The sequence below is a fragment of the Flectobacillus rivi genome, assembly GCF_030056655.1.
GTDB lineage: Bacteria > Bacteroidota > Bacteroidia > Cytophagales > Spirosomataceae > Flectobacillus > Flectobacillus rivi.
In genome coordinates, this window is the sequence record NZ_JASHIE010000013.1 from 167,300 (window position 1) to 187,424 (window position 20,125).

The 20,125-nt window shown below is 38.1% G+C and carries 9 protein-coding genes; 6 read left to right on the plus strand and 3 right to left on the minus strand.

Annotated elements, in window-relative coordinates:
- Positions 1 to 14 precede the first annotated feature (14 nt).
- The 3 genes from QM481_RS18440 to QM481_RS18450 form a co-directional block, all read right to left on the minus strand.
- Positions 15 to 1,859 (minus strand): sialidase family protein, encoded by a 1,845-nt coding sequence (locus tag QM481_RS18440; RefSeq protein WP_283382826.1) that lies wholly within the window; start codon positions 1,857 to 1,859, stop codon positions 15 to 17.
- Between the two features lie 108 nt (positions 1,860 to 1,967).
- On the minus strand, positions 1,968 to 3,212 hold the full coding sequence (locus tag QM481_RS18445) for a ribulose-bisphosphate carboxylase large subunit family protein (RefSeq protein ID WP_283382827.1): 1,245 nt from the start codon (positions 3,210 to 3,212) through the stop codon (positions 1,968 to 1,970).
- Positions 3,213 to 3,305: 93 nt separating this feature from the next.
- Positions 3,306 to 5,336 (minus strand): aceric acid hydrolase, encoded by a 2,031-nt coding sequence (locus QM481_RS18450; protein WP_283382828.1) that lies wholly within the window; start codon positions 5,334 to 5,336, stop codon positions 3,306 to 3,308.
- A 273-nt stretch (positions 5,337 to 5,609) separates the two neighbouring features.
- Between QM481_RS18450 and QM481_RS18455 the strand changes: the two genes are divergently transcribed.
- The 6 genes from QM481_RS18455 to QM481_RS18480 all read left to right on the plus strand — a co-directional run bounded on the left by QM481_RS18455 (position 5,610) and on the right by QM481_RS18480 (position 19,932).
- Positions 5,610 to 7,946 carry a DUF5703 domain-containing protein gene (locus QM481_RS18455; RefSeq protein ID WP_283382829.1) on the plus strand — a complete coding sequence of 779 codons (2,337 nt, stop codon included), beginning with the start codon at positions 5,610 to 5,612 and terminating at the stop codon, positions 7,944 to 7,946.
- A 710-nt stretch (positions 7,947 to 8,656) separates the two neighbouring features.
- Complete coding sequence (locus tag QM481_RS18460) at positions 8,657 to 9,793, plus strand: glycoside hydrolase 5 family protein (RefSeq protein WP_283382830.1); 1,137 nt, start codon at positions 8,657 to 8,659, stop codon at positions 9,791 to 9,793.
- A 96-nt stretch (positions 9,794 to 9,889) separates the two neighbouring features.
- A complete protein-coding gene (locus QM481_RS18465) occupies positions 9,890 to 10,936 on the plus strand; it encodes a glycoside hydrolase family 43 protein (RefSeq protein ID WP_310589675.1) in 1,047 nt (348 codons plus the stop codon).
- A 304-nt stretch (positions 10,937 to 11,240) separates the two neighbouring features.
- The gene (locus QM481_RS18470) at positions 11,241 to 13,268 is read left to right on the plus strand and encodes a beta-L-arabinofuranosidase domain-containing protein (protein WP_283382831.1); all 2,028 of its coding nucleotides are present in this window, start codon (positions 11,241 to 11,243) and stop codon (positions 13,266 to 13,268) included.
- Between the two features lie 92 nt (positions 13,269 to 13,360).
- On the plus strand, positions 13,361 to 15,766 hold the full coding sequence (locus tag QM481_RS18475) for a glutaminase family protein (RefSeq protein WP_283382832.1): 2,406 nt from the start codon (positions 13,361 to 13,363) through the stop codon (positions 15,764 to 15,766).
- Positions 15,767 to 15,975: 209 nt separating this feature from the next.
- Entirely contained in the window at positions 15,976 to 19,932 is a 3,957-nt protein-coding gene (locus tag QM481_RS18480; RefSeq protein ID WP_283382833.1) for a hybrid sensor histidine kinase/response regulator transcription factor, read from the plus strand.
- Positions 19,933 to 20,125 lie beyond the last annotated feature (193 nt).

Below are 20,125 nucleotides of genomic sequence, written 5' to 3' on the forward strand. Positions count from 1 at the left end.
AAGGCTATCCTTTATTATTTAACAATAAAGTTCTTGATATAAAAAATCGCTTCAGGTGCCTGCTCTCCTGCTTTAGGCACGTCAAAATCTTGGTCGGTTGGCGTATCAGCATTAGGAAAACGGCGTACCTCTCCCGTACGGAAAACCACACGACGGAAAGATGCCACAGGTGCAAATTGTAGGCGAGTTCCCTTTTTCTGACCGTTGATATAAATGTCATACATACGTTTATATCTATCCAATTCAACACGAATTTCATACGGCTTTCCAGTCTCATACGCCTGAACACCTGAGTTACGATACCCCACTTTTGCTTTTAGCGTACTATCTGAATCAAAAATCAAACGAGCGGCAGGCGTTCCTTTTTCATCTTGAAATTCAATGTGTAATAGCCCTTTATTGTTTTGAGCAGGAATAACTGTGAAAGTAATCGTAGTTTTAGTTGCTTCAGGAATAACACGTTCTGCTTTGGCAAAGTCGAAAGGATCTTTATCATGTAAAGTCAGAGCTTTGGTACCATCAGGGGCTTTTTCAATACCTACTTTTGCCCAAAGAGGACTATAAATATTCCATAACTCTAGCTCTTTGCCTTCTGGCATTTTATCAAATGTCTCATTGATACTTCCGTAAACTTCACTAGCCACAGGAACTGGCACTTTACTCACCCAAATATCCTCTTTGTTCATGCTGTAGGTCAACCACATATTTCCATCAGGCGGTGTTCCATTCCCCTCTATAATGCCTCGAACGTATTGCGGACCATAAGATTTATAATTCCCACCATAGCGCATAGTTGAAATTTCTCCCGTCACTAACAATAAGTTCTTGTAATCCAAGCCATTATCCGAAACAGAGATACCCAAAGGCCAACGAAATTCTGATGGATTATAAACAGTAGCATATTGTCCATTAGGCAATTTTTGACCCCAAATTTTCGCATTACTATTAACAAACCCTGGTGCACGCAAAGGACTATATTCCCACGTTTTGCCTTCGTCTTTACTGATGGAAGTTAAAGCATGTTTCCACAGACCAACCACATTTTTGTTTGGTAAATGATAAAAACTAAAAGCTTTTACTTCTTTCTTCAAAGGAATCAATTCGTCATCTCTATCTGCTTCTTCTACCCATTGTTGCATCATCAACGGAGTTGCCAATAATTCGTTACAAGCCTCAATAAAGCCTTTATCTTTACTTTGCGTAAACATCATATAGGGCGATTGTTTCAAATCCCAAGTGCGATTGGGGCGAATAAAATGAATCGGACCAAAGCTTCCATCTTTATATATTTCGCGCACCACACGACCTATTCCTTTTCCGTCGTTCGGGTCATCTTTGGCATCAAGGGCGATTCCGTAGTACGCCAAAGCCAGTAAACGGTTTTTCTTAGATACATAAAAACCCATACGTTGATGCATCACGGCATATAAATCTTTGGCTACACCTTTATATCCTTCCTTCGTCCAGCCATCAGGAATTTTATGGGGAGGAAACAAAACTACAGGGTTTGTCCAGTCCTTTCCATTAGAAGAAGTTTGTAAAAACGTTTGTCCAGGAGGAATATGCTCGCCCACAGGGTCGCTCAAAAACTCCAAGAAAAAGGTATTATTCCAATACGCCAACATCGGGGCATGGTTATAGGTCCATGAACTCCCGCCTGCCCATTCGGGGTGTTCACGGTTGGCTCTAAACGTTTGGTAATTATGAACACCAACTGCCAAAGGCAGCTGTCCATGATGATAATCGACATTCACTAAAGTTTTGCCAACATATCTCACGGTATCTTGGCAAATAGTTTTTTGAGAAAATAGACCCAATAAAGCTATTCCCAAAAAATGTATGAAATTCTTTTTGTACATAAACAAAATATTTTTGGTAGAGACGTTGCGTACAACGACTAACGCAAATGTTTTAAATCTAAAAAGATGCCATCAGACATCTATATGAAGACGTTGCATGCAACGTCTCTACGATTTACCAAATTTCTCAACAGATTTTGCAAACTCTGGATATATTTTAGCGGCATCCTCTACAGACAAACCGTCAACTGCCGCTTTCCAAGCTTGTTGCAAGGCCGTTACGCCAGCGCTCGCGCCCATAGGATGTGCCATAATACCACCACCTGCCATGTACAGCAAATCGAGGGTTTGAGTACGGCGATACGTTTCAGGTGCTTGTCCGCCCCATTGTCCCGACGATACTACGGGCAATACCTTATAACCACCCAACATCGGTTTTAAACACTGTTCTATTGAAGTCACGACCGAATCATCTGATTCCCAAAATTTATTTTGAATACCATTTACGTGCAATTGGTCAACCCCAGCCAAACGCCATAATTTTTGATAGGCTGTAAATTCTATGCCTAACAAAGGATGACGTGTCATCATTCCCCAACCATTGCGGTGTGCATGAATTGCTAAAGCACGTTGATCACAGATTTTTTTGGTACCAGAAATACCTACACTATTGATACTCACCATAGCGCAAGTACCACCCGATGTTACGATTTTTTCATATCGACGGAGCATATCGTCTATATCTCCGCTGATATTAAAGGCATACATGACTTTCTTGCCTGTTTTATCAGCATGGCGATTAATCACATCCATGATGGCATCGACTCTTTTCTCGAATGGAGAATTGGCTGTTGAGCCCATCAATTCATCATCCTTTACAAAATCAATACCTGCTTCTGCCAGTACTTTTACGGTTGCGGCGGTATCTTCTGGACTTAATCCTACACTTGGTTTGATAATCGTACCAATCAAAGGACGGTCATAGACTTGGGTTAATTTACGACATCCTTCTATGCCAAAAGCTGGTCCTTCAAAATGATTTGCAAAAGAGTCTGGCACTTCAAGAGATAGCAATTTCAAGCCTGTAAACTGTCTAATTTCATACAAGTTTCCTTGCAAAGTAGAAATCATGACAGGTAAGTTATATCCAAAATTCTCGATTGACCAAGACACCTCAACCAGCGCACGATGATATTGCCCTGTCGGACTTTCAGCACCTGGGATCGCTGGGGTATTTACAGTTTCGAGAAAAGTTACCTTTTCTACTCTCGCTGCAAAACGAGCTTTCAACTCTTCTGTCTCGCCAGGAACTGCGACAAAGGTTCCAGAAGATTGTTCACCTGCTAATACCATTGCTGCTTTTTCAGGAGCAAATGGCGTTTCGATATAATATGTTGCAAAAATTCTTTCCATGGATATCTTTTAAATAGTAATTGAGACACGAAGTGTTTTTACACAATTTTATAGAACACTTTGTGCCTTTGTGCCTGTTCCCTTAACCCTCATCTACCTACTCACAGGCAACCACACACTCATTTCGGTATCGCCACGGTTGGCCCAGGCGAAGTATGGTATCAACGAAACTTTGGTTGTTTGGGTATTGGTTGAAACAGGACGGTACAACGAATTTTTCCATTGATTATCTATAACCAATTTCACGGAGCCTTCTAATGCTGTAACTTCGGTATTTACAATTTTTTGTTTTTTAGGAATCCACTGAGTTGTGGTCGGAATTAGGATAGAAGACAGTTTTTGGCTTGAAGGCAAATCTGCTGATTCTAAACAATATACAATTGGACCACGCTTTACAGCTACCTGATTTCGAGTCTCTTCAACAAGTGGATTGGACTCTAGCAACTGGGTAGGCATAGCCAAACGCAATGTTAGTTTATCGCCTTTTCTCCAATTCTGTTTAATTCCAACATATTCACCAATCGTAATAGTTTGATTTAGTTTTTTACCATTGATAAAAATCTCAGCACCAGTTGTCCAACTTGGAATACGTAAATAAATCGTGTAATTCTGGGTAGGTACTTCTTTCAAATCTAAAGTAATACTGCCTTCCCAAGGGTAATTGGTTTGTTGCTCAATCCACAATTTTTGTCCGTTTTCCAAGGACGTTCTAAGTGTACTTCCACCATATAGATTGATATACAAACCATCTTTTGCCAAACTATACACATAGTTGTTGACCTCAGCCACAGTACGCACTACATTGGGAGGACAACAGTTTGATTTACTGATATAGGGCGAACGACCGCCATGCCAGCGCATCAAGTAAGGAAAATCTTTGGAGGCACTCAAGGGATTGGTATAGAAGAACTTATTTCCTTCCAAATTAACCCCAGACAAAATACTATTGTACAAAGCCAACTCCATAATATCGGCATATTTAGCCTCGCCAGTAAGTTGAAGCATACGCCAATTCCAGAGTAAATTTCCAATATTGGCACAAGTTTCGTTATGAGCAGTATGATTTGGTAGCTGATAAGAACGCCCGTAAGCTTGATGCACTTTTTGTACAGTATCAGGTTTGTAGGCTGTACCATCAGGAGAAACACCATCATACAAGGCTCCACAAGCACCTGTTACATACATTTTATGATTAATTACATCGTCCCAAAGGGCATTGAGAGGCGCTAGCAAAGTAGCATCCCCCGTTTCGGCATACACATCTGCCACCCCTGCGAACAAATAGTTGGCACGCACCGCATGACCAATTACTTTCGTCATTTTACGAAAAGGAACACGGTCAGAATTATCGTCAGTACCTTCTGATTCACCACGAATCGTAATCAGTTTTTCGGCTAATGCCAAATAACGAGGCTCCTTGGTAGTTCGATACATTTCGATGATACCCATATAGTGAGATGGACAAATCGCATTGCGAGCCTGTTCAGGAGATGCTGTATTGTAAAAACCAATCAAAAAATCTGTCGCCTTTTTGGCAATATTCAATAAGCTTGTTTTTCCAGTGACACGATAATGAATACAAGCAGCCGTCATCAAGTGTCCAAAATTATAAGCCTCAAAACTTAGCTTATCATCAAACATTTGCGTTTTTCCACTAGCTTTTTGTTCAATAATCGATTTGGTGTAGATATATCCATCGGGCTTTTGCGCTTTACCAATTACCTCAATCGCATGGTCGAGCCATCCCTCCAACTGAGGATCTTTGGTAGAGGCATACATCGCTGCCACCGCTTCTAAGGTTTTGTAAAAATCTCCATCATGAAAAGAAGGTCCTCTGAAACGCCCTTTAGCCAGACCTGCCGCTACCTCAAAATTGTGAAAGGCATGACAACTTGTGGTATCGTTATAGCGATTCCAGAGTGTGGGTACCATCGTATTTTTGCAAACCTCAAATCTATCTGCCCAAAAACCCTTGGTCCAAGACACCGACCCAATGTCAACACTTTGGAGTTTGGCATACTTACTATTTTGGGTATTAGTCAGCCCTTTGGTCTGTGAAAAAAGCGTTTGAGAAATCAAACCCAAACATCCAATTAGTAAGCCTTTTTGTAGGATATTCAACATAGTTTAGAAGACGTATATTTTTGGAATATATAAAATCTTATCATCGGTCAACAAAGGTACTAGGCTGTCAAAGTGTTTTTTTGTACCATTTTCTCAAAGTTTTATACCATATTGCCTTTCATTTAGTCAATATTTTCTTACTAAGAGCCAATATTGTATCTTGGCATAGTTGTAAGAAAAAATGTGCAAAAATGAGGTGATTTTTTCAAAGGCTATGATAATATCCTATTAATTTAGAATAAAAGGTTTTTCCTCTATAACAATCTGATAGAAATGAAGATAATCAAAAGAATGCTATTTTTAGTTTGCATGTGGAGTATAGGTCTATGCCATCTTTTTGCACAAAATACCCCTTCCAATATCGACCAATACAATGTAGTTTGGAATAGTCCGAGTCAACATGCAGGAGAGTCTATGCCTTGTGGTGGCGGAGATATTGGCTTAAATGTATGGGTCGAAAAAGGAGATATTTTCTTTTATATTGCTCGTAGCGGTACTTTTGATCACAATAATGCGGTCCTAAAACTCGGAAGAATGCGTTTAACTGTATCTCCAAATGTATTTGAAAACCCTAAGACTTTTACTCAAATACTTAGATTACCATCGGGTGATGTCATCATAGAAGGAAGCAATGGCAAAATCAAAACACAGGTAAAAATTTGGGTTGATGTTTTTCATCCCAATATTTATGTAGAAGTCAATAGTAATCAATCAATTTCGGCAAAAGCACAGTATGAAAACTGGCGCTATCAAGACCGTTTGATGAGTAAAGGCAAAGAAAATAATGCTAATTCCTATAAATGGGCACCACCCCATCAGGTCGTTACACGTAAAGATAGCATTCGCTTTGCCCCTAAAGGAATCCTATTTTATCATGACAATGGTGATGAAATCTCAGCTTTTGACGTAGCTATGAAACAACAAGGGTTAGATAGTCTGAAAAAACAGTTTTACAATCCTATCAAAAATTTAGTTTTTGGAGGTATCATTTCAGGAAATAACTGGCAACAAGACGGTACTGAGCAAGGGAAATATCGTGATACAGATTTTAAAGCTTGGAAAATCAAAACCATAAAATCATCTCGCCAGCAACAATTCATGATCAGTTTGAACACCGAAACGACAAATAGTGTCACTGATTGGGAAAAACACTTATTACATACACAAACAGAGGGAGAAAAGAATATGCTAGTGGCTCAAAAGGCTACACAAAATTGGTGGAAAGAGTTTTGGAACAAAAGCTTTATTCATATTACTCCTGACCCAAAAAATAGTAAAAGCTGGGAGCTCTCTCGCAACTATCAGGTTTTTAGATACCAATTAGCTTGTAATAATTTTGGACAATATCCTACAAAATTCAATGGTGGTTTGTTCACAGTTGACCCCTATTATACAGATACAACCATGAAATTCACTCCAGATTTTAGAAACTGGGGTGGTGGTACACATACAGCTCAAAATCAGCGTTTAGTCTATTGGGGATTATTAAAAACTGGCGACTTTGAAGCTATGAAACCTCAATTTGATTTTTATAAAAGAATTCTTCTCAATGCCGAACTACGAACTAAATATTATTGGGGACATCAAGGAGCTAGTTTTACAGAACAAATTGAAAATTTTGGTTTACCCAATCCCGCAGAATATGGTTGGAAACGTCCCGCTGGCTATGACAAAGGCATGGAATACAATGCTTGGCTCGAATACGAATGGGATACGGCATTGGAGTTTTGTTCCATGATTTTAGAAATGGAACGGTTCACGGGAAAAAACATTTCAGAATATATTCCATTAATAGAAAGTTGTCTACGGTTCTTTAATGAACATTATCAATATTTAGCTCAAAAACGAGGTAGTAAAGCTTTGGACGGCAACAAGCAATTAATCATTTACCCGGGTTCTGGTGCAGAAACTTACAAAATGGCTTATAATCCTAGCTCAACCATTGCAGGATTAAAAACGGTGTTGGAGCAACTTCTCTCCTCACCTTCTATGGTAGCTGAAAATAAAAAAACTTGGGAAGAAATGCTCCTGAAAATTCCTCCAATGAGTTTCAGACAGTTTGAAAATCATGTAACCATCGCTCCTGCCAAAACTTGGGAGCGTATCAATAATGTAGAAAGTCCACAACTTTACCCCGTTTTTCCTTGGAATCGCTATGGGGTCGGAAAGTCGGGCTTGGACACTGCACGCAATACCTATTTATATGATACAGATGTAATCAAGTTTAGAAGCCATATTGGTTGGAAACAAGATGTGATTTTTGCGGCACGCCTTGGGCTAAGAGAAGAAGCCCAAAAGTTGCTATCACTTAAACTACAAAATGCTCCCCGTCGATTCCCTACTTTTTGGGGACCGGGTTACGACTGGACACCCGATCATAACTGGGGAGGCTCAGGGATGATTGGACTACAAGAAATGTTATTACAAACCACAGATCAAAAGATATATCTACTCCCAGCATGGCCCAAAGAATGGGATGTGCATTTCAAACTTCAAGCACCCTACCAGACGAGCGTAGAAGTAGAATGGAAAAATGGCAAACTCGAAAAACTCATTGTTATACCCGAATCCCGAAGAGCAGACATTGTAGAAGCTTGGGATTTGAAATAGATATCTTGATATTTAGTGATTTGTGATTGAGCGATTTAGTGATTATTATTATTTGAATTTTCGTGTAATACACAACACTTTGTGTCTAAAATGCTATCATATTAGAATATCATATCAAACTTGAGTCATCCCAAATATTGAAACTAAGATGATTCTATAACTTTCCATTATAAAAGCGGTCGAACAAATAATTTTCGACCGCTTTTTTTGATACGCTAACTCAGCTTAAGACGCAAAGCATTGCGTCTCTACAGCAAGAATACAATATTGAAAATAATCACTCATCCACTCAATCGCAAATCACTAAATTTTAAAAAACGCCTATTTTATTGGAAAAAATAGCAATTCAATAAACCCTTTTAATCCAATTTCGAAGTCAGAATTTATAAAATTTACACCAATGACGCCGTTCGAAACGACCTAAGACAAAATACTCATTTGTCTCATAGAAATGAACAATTTTATAACACTATAGAACAGTTTTGCCTAAAAATGACTCAAAATAGCCCTTCTAAATTGTTCATTGAATTGATGATTTGAATAAAAAGCGCAAATTTGATACGTTTTGATTAATATTTGAATAGAAACATCAAAGAGAATCCACTTACTTTGTTTCAATAAAATATCAAATAAGTTCAATAAAAATTGAATCGAAAGCTATTAGCGATATTATTCCCGAATTAATTAACTTAAACGTATTAAAAGAAAACATGATGAAGTTCAAAGGAGGTTGGTACAAAGGCATTTCATTGGCAGCTTTAATGATGTGTGCTATATCCAACAACTCAACTGCCCAAGTGCGCAAGGTATGGACAAAAGAGCAGGCAAATGAATGGTATAAAAAACAAAGTTGGCTCGTCGGTGCAAACTACCTTCCAAAATCGGCTATCAACCAACTTGAAATGTGGCAAGCGGACACTTTTGATACAGAGAATATTGATAAGGAGTTAGGATATGCTCAGTCGCTAGGTATGAATACGATGCGTGTATTTTTACATGATTTGGCTTATGAAACAGATTCATTAGGATTTTACAAACGCATTGATACATTTTTGAATATCGCCCAAAAGCATAAAATTCGTCCTTTGATTGTAATTTTTGATTCATGCTGGGATCCATTTCCACAAACGGGCAAACAACATGAACCAAAGCCTTATGTACACAACTCTGGTTGGGTACAAAGTCCAGGACAAAAAGCCTTGCAAGACGAAAGTCAGTATGTACGTTTAGAGAAATACGTTAGAGCTGTCGTAAGTCATTATGCAAAAGATAAAAGAATTTTGGGTTGGGACGTATGGAACGAACCAGATAATATGACTGGTCCTTCGTATGAAAGATTAGAAATCAAAAATAAAGTAGATATTATCACGAAATTGCTCCCTAAAGTTTTTACTTGGGCGCGTGCTGCCAAGCCTACCCAACCACTTACTTCTGGTGTTTGGGCGGGAGATTGGTCTCAAGATTCAAAATTAAAACCTATCGAAAAAGTACAATTGGAAGAATCGGATGTGATTTCGTTTCACAACTATGATAACCCAAGCATCTTTGAAAGTAGAATTAAAGAATTGAGTCGCTATGGAAAACCGATGTTGTGCACCGAATATATGGCTCGTCCCAACGGAAGCACATTTCAAGGTTCATTGCCAATAGCTAAAAAATACAAGGTAGCCATGTTCAACTGGGGCTTTGTTTCAGGAAAATCACAGACCATCTACCCTTGGGATAGTTGGACTAAACAATACAATGCTGAGCCTCCAGTTTGGTTTCATGACATTTTCAGAGAAGATGGAACTCCATACAAACAAGATGAAGTAGACTTTATTAAGTCTATGACACAGAAAAAATAGAACCTTGAATAATTCGTTCCGAGCATATAAATGCTCGGAACAAACCTTAACTAACCTATTTTAAATAACTGATAATCAAACACTAAACAATATAAGGTGAAAAAATTATTAACTATAATCCTTGCTTTGGGACTTTGTTCTTGTGGGCAAATGGATGTTTCGGCGCAAAGTCAAGAAACATTCACGAACCCCTTGTTACCCTCCGGAGCTGATCCTTACAGTTTTTATAAAGATGGGTATTACTATTACACCCATACGACAGGCAACCGTTTGGTTTTGTGGAAAACGAAAAACATAGCAGAACTAGCAACAGCACCCAAGAAAACTATCTGGACACCACCAGTAGGAACGATGTATTCTAAAGAAATCTGGGCGCCAGAAATTCATTTTATTCAAGGAAAATGGTATATGTATTTTGCTGCGGATGATGGCAAAAATGATAACCATAGAATGTATGTATTAGAAAATGCCTCTGCTGACCCTATGGAAGGTGAGTGGATATTTAAAGGGAAAGTCGCTGACAAAAATGACAAATGGGCAATTGATGGTGATGTTTTTACCCATAATAATCAGCTCTATATGATATGGTCAGGTTGGGAAGCTGATGTAAATGTGCAACAAAACATCTACATCGCTAAAATGAAAAACCCATGGACCATCGATGGTGAGCGAGTTAAAATATCAGGATCTGATTACGATTGGGAAAAGCACGGAGATTTGAATGATGCAACCAATCCACCTCATGTCAACGTAAACGAAGGACCTCAATACTTATCTCACGGTAAAAAAGCATTTATCATTTATTCAGCAAGTGGTTGCTGGACAGACTTTTATGCCTTGGGTATGCTTACTGCAGATGCAAATGCTGATTTATTGAATCCTAACTCATGGAAAAAATCGGCTCAACCTGTTTTCAAACAATCAGCAGAAAATAAGGTATATGCTCCCGGACATAACTCGTTCTTCAAATCTGCCAATGGCAAAGAAGACTGGATACTTTATCACGCTAACCCAGAACCCAATCAAGGTTGTGGAAACCATCGTTCACCAAGAGCTCAAAAGTTTACTTGGAACTCCGATGATACTCCCAACTTTGGAAAACCAGTAAGTACACAAACACAGATGCCCTTACCTGCAAAGTAAGCATTTGGCGACTTTGAGTATCACTGAAATTGTGCAATTGACTTATGCACAATTGCGGTTACCCAAATCGTAAATTATTCCAATTTTCTATGAGAACGCCTCGGGGGTGTCATGCCCTCGGGGTTATTTTAAAGTTATCTACTAATCTGTTTTCTTAACATTACCATCTGCTCGATGGGTAATTTAGAAGTGTAAAATTTAGAAAAGTACAAATCAAGTTTTATAAAACCTTGGTGATTAACATTTTGCATCCAATATATTTACTGGTACTGAAACAAATACTAGATAACTATTAACTATGAATATGATGAAAAACCGTTTACTTCTAACTTTATTTATTTTATGCGCTTGGTCTGGTTTGGCTCAAAAAGCACAATATCAAGGAAATAAAGCGCCTTTAGCTCCTCTCAAATATATCGAATTGCCTTTAGGAGCTGTAAAGCCACAAGGTTGGCTTCGTCAACAGCTCGAAGTCATGAAAAAAGGGGCAACAGGGCATCTGGACGAATATTTCCCTAAAGTCCAAAACGACAATGGATGGTTAGGAGGCAAAGGTGATGCTTGGGAAGAAACCCCTTATTGGTTGGATGGCGCTGTGCCATTAGCCTATTTACTCGAAGATAAAACCCTCACTCAAAAGGTTCAAAAATATATAGATTGGACACTTTCCACACAAAGACCCAATGGTTTCTTTGGACCGTTGACCAACGAAGAAAGAAAAGGAAAATCCATAAGCTCATGTGAACAAGGTGCTGACTGGTGGCCAAGAATGGTAATGCTTAAGGTATTGCAACAATACTATACTGCAACCAAAGATGCTCGTGTCATTCCGTTCATGACCAAATATTTTCACTATCAACTACAATCCATCAAGGCTTGTCCGCTCAACAAATGGACAGATTGGGCTCGTGCTCGTGGGGGTGACAATATCATGTCTGCTTATTGGCTCTACAATCAAACTGGGGATAAATCTTTACTAGAACTTGCTGATATACTCTACCAACAAACCACTCCATGGACACAATACATGGCAGAAAGAAACTGGGTTATGCAGGCTTCAGCCAATCAAACGGGTGAAAGTTGGATGGATCGTCATGCGGTAAATGTGGGGATGGGTATCAAATTACCAGCTATTTATTATCAAAGTCAAAAAACCGACTATTATCTCAAAGCGATGAGCCAAGGTTGGAAAGACATCATGACTTTGCATGGTTTACCTCACGGAATGTTTTCTGGAGATGAAGATTTGCACGGAAACGAACCTTCTCAAGGTGTAGAGCTTTGTGCTATTGTCGAAACTATGTTTTCGCTTGAAAATGTCCTAGGTATCACAGGTGACCCAATGTATGCACAAGCACTTGAACGCATGACTTACAATGCTTTACCTACGCAAACAACAGATGACTATATCTCTCGTCAGTATTTCCAGACAGCCAATCAGGTGGAAGTTAGACGTGGTACTTATGATTTCTCATTACCATTTTATCGCGGTATGAATAACGTATTTGGTCCTTACGCTGGATACACGTGTTGTACTTCAAATATGCACCAAGGCTGGACAAAATTTGTAAGTCATCTTTGGTATGCAACGCCAGAAAATGGTCTAGCGAGCTTACTTTATGGACCATCAAGTATAAAAGCTAACGTGGGCAATAGCGTAGAGGTTACGATAAACGAAAGCACTAACTATCCTTTTGAAGATCAAATCAACTTTGAGCTACAATCTGCTAAAGCCGTCACTTTTCCTTGGGAGTTCCGCATCCCCGAATGGTGCCAAGAAGCTACCATTAGTATCAACGGTAAGGAATTCAAAAAAGGAAAAGCTGGCGAAATTGTAAAAATTCAACGTCAGTGGCAAAATGGAGACAAAATTACCTTACATTTTCCTAGTGAAGTTCGTACTAGTGTATGGGCACATAATTCAAGAGTTGTCGAAAAAGGACCACTAGTTTATGCCTTAAAAATCGAAGAAGAATGGAATAAAAAGGAAATTAAAGAAGAAGGTACTTTTTATGAAATTCTCCCAAAAAGTGCTTGGAACTTCGGTATTCCTACTTCAGTAGCCGAAAAACCAAGCAAATTTTTACAAGTAACTACTAAAGGAATGCCGCAAGGTTATGTTTGGAATGCTCAAAATGCTCCTATAGAAATCAAACTTTCGGCCAAACAAATTCCAGCTTGGATCATCAATAACGACGGTGTTGCCCGCATTCCTGTTACCACCCGCGACGGGTTCTATCAAGGGGCGGTCGATAACAAAGAACAAACCATCACACTTATTCCGTATGGTTGTAGTAAATTAAGAGTTGTAGCATTTCCTTTAATCAAATAATAGTAGAGAGTTTGAAAGAAATCAAGTGTTTTATCCCAAACATGAGATTTCTTTCCCACCCAATTCTCTATATCATGAATCAATTTTATCACATGAAAAAATCAATTGTTGCACTTCTGAGCCTTTTCAGCATTTCAACGCAAGCTCAACAGTTGCGTCCACCTGCTGTTCCACTCATTGCGAATGACCCTTATTTTAGTATTTGGTCTGTTACAGACAAAGCTAATGAGTCAGTAACAAGACACTGGACTGGCAAAAATCACTCTCTTCAAGGTATTGTCGAAGTTGATGGCAAAGCTTTTCAATTTTTAGGAATGCCTAAAATCAATTACAAAACTTACGCTACTACAGCCGCAGAAAAAGTATATCAAGCAAAATACACGTTGGATAAGCCTGCTGCTGGTTGGGAAAAAGAATCATTCGACGACAATGCTTGGAAAACAGGTACAGCTCCTTTTGGTGACGGTGCTGGTAGCAATCCAATGCGTCCAAATACCGATTGGAAAACAAAAACAATCTGGTATCGTCGTGCAGTAGAACTTCCTGCAAAATTCAATGCTGAGAAATTAAGACTACAAGTAAGTAATGACGACGATGTTCAAATTTATATCAATGGCGTTTTAGCATACGAGTGTGGCCCTTGTTATATTGCTGGTTATGAGCAATATAAACTTTCACCAGCAGCACAAAAAGCTATTAAACCTGGAAAAAATATTATTGCAGTACACTGTATCAATCCAATTGGTGGTGGTTTTGTGGATGTAGGTATTCAGGAAGAATTACCTCCAGCAACACCAGTAACAGCGGCTACTCAAACAAGTGTTCAGGTAAAAGCTACTAACACTATTTATACATTTGATGCTAATGGTGTTCAGGTAAAAGCTACTTTTACCTCTCCCCTGTTGATGGACGAATTAGAGGTTTTGGCTCGCCCAGCTTCGTATGTAACCTTCGAAACAAGCGCTAAGGACGGTCGTTCTCACAAAGTAAAAGTGAAAATGGATGTTTCGGCAGACTTAGCCGTGAATATGACTTCTCAGGAAGTAGCAACAAAAGTATTACCAAATACTGCTGGAGGATTGAAATTGATGTCAGCAGGTTCAGTTGAGCAAAAAATCTTAGGAAAACGTGGCGATGACCTCCGTATCGACTGGGGATATGCGTATGTAGCAGCAAAAAATGCTACTTTTACCACAGGAACTCCTCAAGAAAGAGTTTTGAAAAGTACATTTGATTTTGGTACTGTTGGTCAAACTTCAAAATCTAATCACTTGATTTTGGCTTATGATGATATTTACGCAGTTCAATATTTTGGTAAAAACTTGCGTGCGTGGTGGCGTAGAGATGCTTCGATGACAGCAGAAAAAATGTTAGATGAGGCTGAAAAAGATTACACTAGATTGATGGCAAAAACAGCAGCATTCGATCAACAATTGTATCAAGATGCACAAAAAGCAGGTGGCAAAGAATACGCAGATTTATGTGAACTAGCTTATCGTCAGGCTATTGCAGCGCACAAAACTGTTGACCGTGGAGATGGTACCTTGTTGTTTTTCTCGAAAGAAAACTTTTCAAACGGTTCTATTGGTACAGTTGACGTAACTTATCCGTCAGCACCGATGTTCTTGTTGTACAACAATACTTTGATGAAAGGATTATTAGAATTTATTTTCGAATACTCTGAATCTGGAAAATGGGCAAAACCTTTCGCAGCACACGATGTAGGTACTTATCCATTGGCTAATGGTCAAACTTATGGAGAAGATATGCCAGTTGAAGAATGTGGAAACATGATTACCTTAGCTGCCGCAACTTGTATTGTAGATGGAAATGGTGATTACGCCAAAAAACACTGGTCAACATTATCGACATGGGTAAAATACTTGGAAGAATACGGTTTTGACCCAGCTAACCAATTATGTACAGACGACTTTGCTGGTCACTTGGCTCGTAATATCAACTTGTCAGCTAAAGCTATTATGGGCATTGCATCTTATGCAAAAATGGCAGAAATGATTGGCGACAAAGCTACTGCTTCTAAATATCAAGCTATTGCAAAAGAAATGGCAAGCAAATGGCAGACAATGGCCGAAGATGGAGATCACTATGCTTTGACTTTCGACAAAAAAGGTACTTGGTCTCAAAAATACAACTTGGTTTGGGATGAGCTTTTGGGCTTAAATGTATTTCCAAAATCAGTAATGCAAAAAGAAATTAAGTATTACTTGAACAAACAAGAAAAATACGGTTTGCCTTTAGATTCTAGAAAAACATATACCAAGTCTGACTGGATTATGTGGACAGCAACGATGGCTGATTCGCAACAAGATTTCCAAGCATTGATTCACCCAATTTGGAAATTTGCTAACGAAACAACCTCAAGAGTTCCATTATCTGACTGGCATGAAACTACAAATGCCAAGCAAGTTGGTTTCCAAGCTCGCTCGGTAGTAGGTGGATATTTTATCAAAATGCTTGAGGGAAAACTCCATAAATAAAAAACAGACTTTGTGGCTATTTGATCTGCTGACAAATAGCCACGAAGTTTGAGCAAAATGACAATAAATTTGGGATTTTAAATTGTTCATTTTTGTTCAAATTTTATTCAAATCTTCTCAAAATAGCCTCTACACCTAAATTAAGTATATTTACAGTTTTATGCATCTAGGAATTAAATTTATCTTTACAAGACAAAAAACACAGTAAATTGAAACTTAATCTTACAATAGTATTATTTGTTTTATGGTGCCAACAGTTGCTGGCTCAGTCTTTCAGCTTTCGTCATTATGAAGTAGAAGATAATCTTTCTTACAACTCCGTAATGTGTAGTATGCAGGACAGTAAAGGCTTTTTGTGGTTTGGTACCAAAGACGGACTCAATCGTTTTGATGGATACTCTTTTAAGGTTTACAGGAAAATAGAGAACAACCCCAAAAGTTTAGGAAACAATACTGTTTTTTCAGTTTGTGAGGGAGACGAACAAACTATTTGGGTAGGAACTTACGCAGGAATTTATCAGTACAATACCATTACAGAACAATTTAGTTTATTACCAGACACCAAAGAGCATTTTATTCGCACTATCAAAACAGATGACGAAGGAAATGTCTGGTTTATTAAGGATTACAACTTACAGATTTATAATCCTAAAACACAAAAGACAGAAAAATTAGATACAGGAAAAGAACGAATAGATATTACTTCTTTTATCCTCAATAAACAACAGATTTGGTTAGCGACCACAGATGGCAATTTGTGGGAATATAACACGTTCAGCAAATCGTTGAAAAAGTATAATATGTTTGAGAAATCTGCTCCTGCAATTTCTCATTGGATAGACAAAATTTATGATACCAAGCAAAATGCGATTTTGATTGGTACCTCAAGTCAAGGAGTAAAATTGTTTAATACCAAGACGAGGACTTATGAAGATATATTGACTTACAATTCCAATAAAACTGCCATCTATGTACGCGATTTTATGCATCGCACCGAAGATGAATATTGGATTGCCACAGAGTCTGGATTGTATATTTATTATTTACAATCTCGAAAATATATCAATCTAAAACACGAATATAGTAATCCTTACTCCATCTCAGACAATGCGCTGTACACACTTTCAAAAGACCGTGAAGGTGGGATTTGGATTGGAACATACTTTGGAGGTATCAATTATTTGCCTACACAACACGTAGCATTTGATAAATATTTTAACCAAGGAGCCAATAATAGTATTACGGGCAATGCCGTAAGAGAAATTTGTGAAGACAAATTTGGGAATTTATGGATCGGAACTGAAGACAATGGATTGAATAAACTCAACCTCAAAACGCGTCAGTTTACCCATTTCAAACCTGACGGAAAGCCCAATAATCTTTCACATTCCAATATTCATGGGCTAATGACTGTTGGTGATAAGCTATGGGTAGGTGCCTTTGAGTCTGGCTTAGATATTCTAGATATTCCTTCTGGAAAAGTGGTAAAGCATTTTGTAGCAGGAAATGGACCTAGAAGCTTGAAAAGCAATTTTGTGGAAACACTCTACCGAACAAAGTCAAATATGATTTTGGTAGCAACCTCCAACGGGCTGTTTCGTTTTCACGAAAAAACACAAGACTTTACGCCTCTTTGTGACCGAACTACCTATGGGCATTTTATTACTGTCACAGAGGACCAAGAAGGAAATATTTGGGCAGGTACAACTCGAGAGGGTCTACGTTGTATAGATTTTAAACACAATCGTGTAGTTAATTTTCGTTCAAGCGAAAAAGATATTACCTCTATCAGTTGTAATGCTATCAATGGCATTTTTATCGACCATGCCAATCGTATGTGGGTTACAACCGAAAACGGGCTGAATTTACTGGATAGAAAAACAGGAAAATTCAGAAGATTTGGAACAAAAGATGGTTTTCCGAGTGATGTTTTTTACAAAATATTGGAAGATCAACATCATAAACTTTGGATAAGTACCTCTAAAGGCTTGTGTGCGTATGATTTTGAACGCAATAAGCTCGCAACTTATACCAAATCAAATGGAATTTTGAGCGACCAGTTTAACTATAGCTCCGCCTTCAAAGACGATGAAGGACGAATGTACTTTGGAAGTGTAAAGGGTCTAAATAGTTTTACACCTGATACTTTTATGCAAAATGCTTTTGTACCCCCAGTATACCTGACGGGTATTCAAGTAGACAATCAAGAGTTAGAGATTGGAGAAGAAAACTCTCCGCTCGAGCGCTCGATTTCGTTTACCAAAAGCATAAATTTAGACCATACACAATCCACCTTTAGTTTAGACTTTGCCGCCCTAAGCTATACCTCACCACAAACCACCGAGTATATGTATATGCTCGATGGCTTGGACAAAGGCTGGAATTTATTAAAAACTAACCGAAAGGTATATTTTACCAAACTTGCCCCTGGCTCCTACACGTTTAAGGTGAAAGCTTCGAATGGTAGTGGCATCTGGAGTGAAGAGATGGCCGTGCTCGAAATTGAGGTTAGCCCTCCTTTTTGGGCAAGCGGAATTGCGTATATACTTTACAGTATTGTAATTTTGTTGGCTATTTACTTTGGTATTCAAATGTACCATGAGTATATCAATCAGCAAAATCAGCGTAAAATTGATATGCTTGAAATTGAAAAGGAAAAGGAAATTTATGCCGCCAAAATTGAGTTTTTCACCAATGTTACTCATGAAATCCGTACACCATTGACGCTTATTAAGGCGCCACTGGAAGATTTAATGAAAAAAAATGTTGAGAATAATGCGTTGTCGTCAGGCTTGCAAGTGATTGAGAAAAATACAGATAGATTGTTAGAATTAACAAATCAACTCTTGGATTTTCGTAAAACAGAGGCCAACGGTTTTAGTTTGAATTTTGTAAAAATGAATATCAGTCAGTTTTTACAAGAACGCTTTGAGGAGTTTTATCCCATGGCAACATTCAAACAAATAAGCTTTGAGCTACAACTACCCAATGAAGATTTTTGGGCGTCTGTCGACCGTGAGGCATTTCAAAAAATCATCAGTAACCTTATTGACAATGCTGTAAAATACGCTGAACATAAGGCAATTATAAAATTATACTCTATAGATGAAACTCATTTTTCGATTGAGGTTCAAAACGATGGTGTGCTCATTCCAGAGGATTATCGTCAGCGCATTTTTGAGCCATTTTATCGAATGAATAATGTAAAAAATCAAAGAGGAACAGGGATTGGTTTGGCATTGGCTCGTTCTTTAGCAGAACTACACGAAGGAACATTGAAGGTGGTAGATTCGAGAAACATGAACATTTTTCTGCTAGAATTACCCATTCATCATGCTTATGAATTTGATATTAGGAAAGAAGTTGTTTCGCCATATTCCGAAAATGTTGCTCAGAAAATTGCTCAGGATGAGCGCCCAACCATACTTTTGGTTGAAGACAACTATGAAATTGCCCAGTTTATTGGCGAAAAACTTGAAGAAGATTATCATATATTACGAGCCAACAACGGACAAGTAGCATTAGAACTCCTAGAGTCTGAGTCTGTTCAGCTAGTACTATCGGATGTCATGATGCCCGTTATGGATGGTTTTGAACTTTGTAAACATCTGAAAAGTAACCAACAATATTCACACATCCCAGTGATTTTGTTAACCGCTAAAAATACACTTCAAGCCAAAATTGTAGGACTTGAACTTGGTGCAGATGCTTATATCGAAAAGCCATTTTCTTTAGATTATTTACTAATGCAAATTTCTAACTTATTGATTAACAGGTCTAAGGTTAAAGATTACTTTGCTAATTCGCCGCTAGTGCACCTCAAAAATATAGCACATAGTAAATCAGATGAGGCATTTTTAGAAAAAATTACAGAAATTATTTTCCAAAATATAGACAATAATCAGCTAGATGTGGACTTACTGGCCGAAACCATGAATATGAGTCGTCCAACGCTTTATAGAAAAATTAAGGCTGTAGCAAATCTTTCTCCCAACGAATTGATTATTGTTACAAGGCTCAAAAAAGCAGCAGAGCTATTAGTTCAAAGTGATTATAAAATACAAACTATCGCAAGCATGACGGGTTTTAATTCGCAAGCGCAATTTGGTAGAAGCTTTTTAAAACAATTTGGAATTCGTCCTTCCGAATATGCCAAGAAAAGATAGTGTACAGTATAATGCTAAAGAATATTACCTTTAAATGAAGATAAGATAAGTAATAGTGTCGAATAATTGTTGATTGATTTTGAGTGTAAAATATTGATAATTAAAAATTTACGCTATAAGTCACAACTCATCATTCAGCACTAGTACTAAGCAACCCTTAAACTCTGAGGTTATAGAGTATAAACCTACTAAG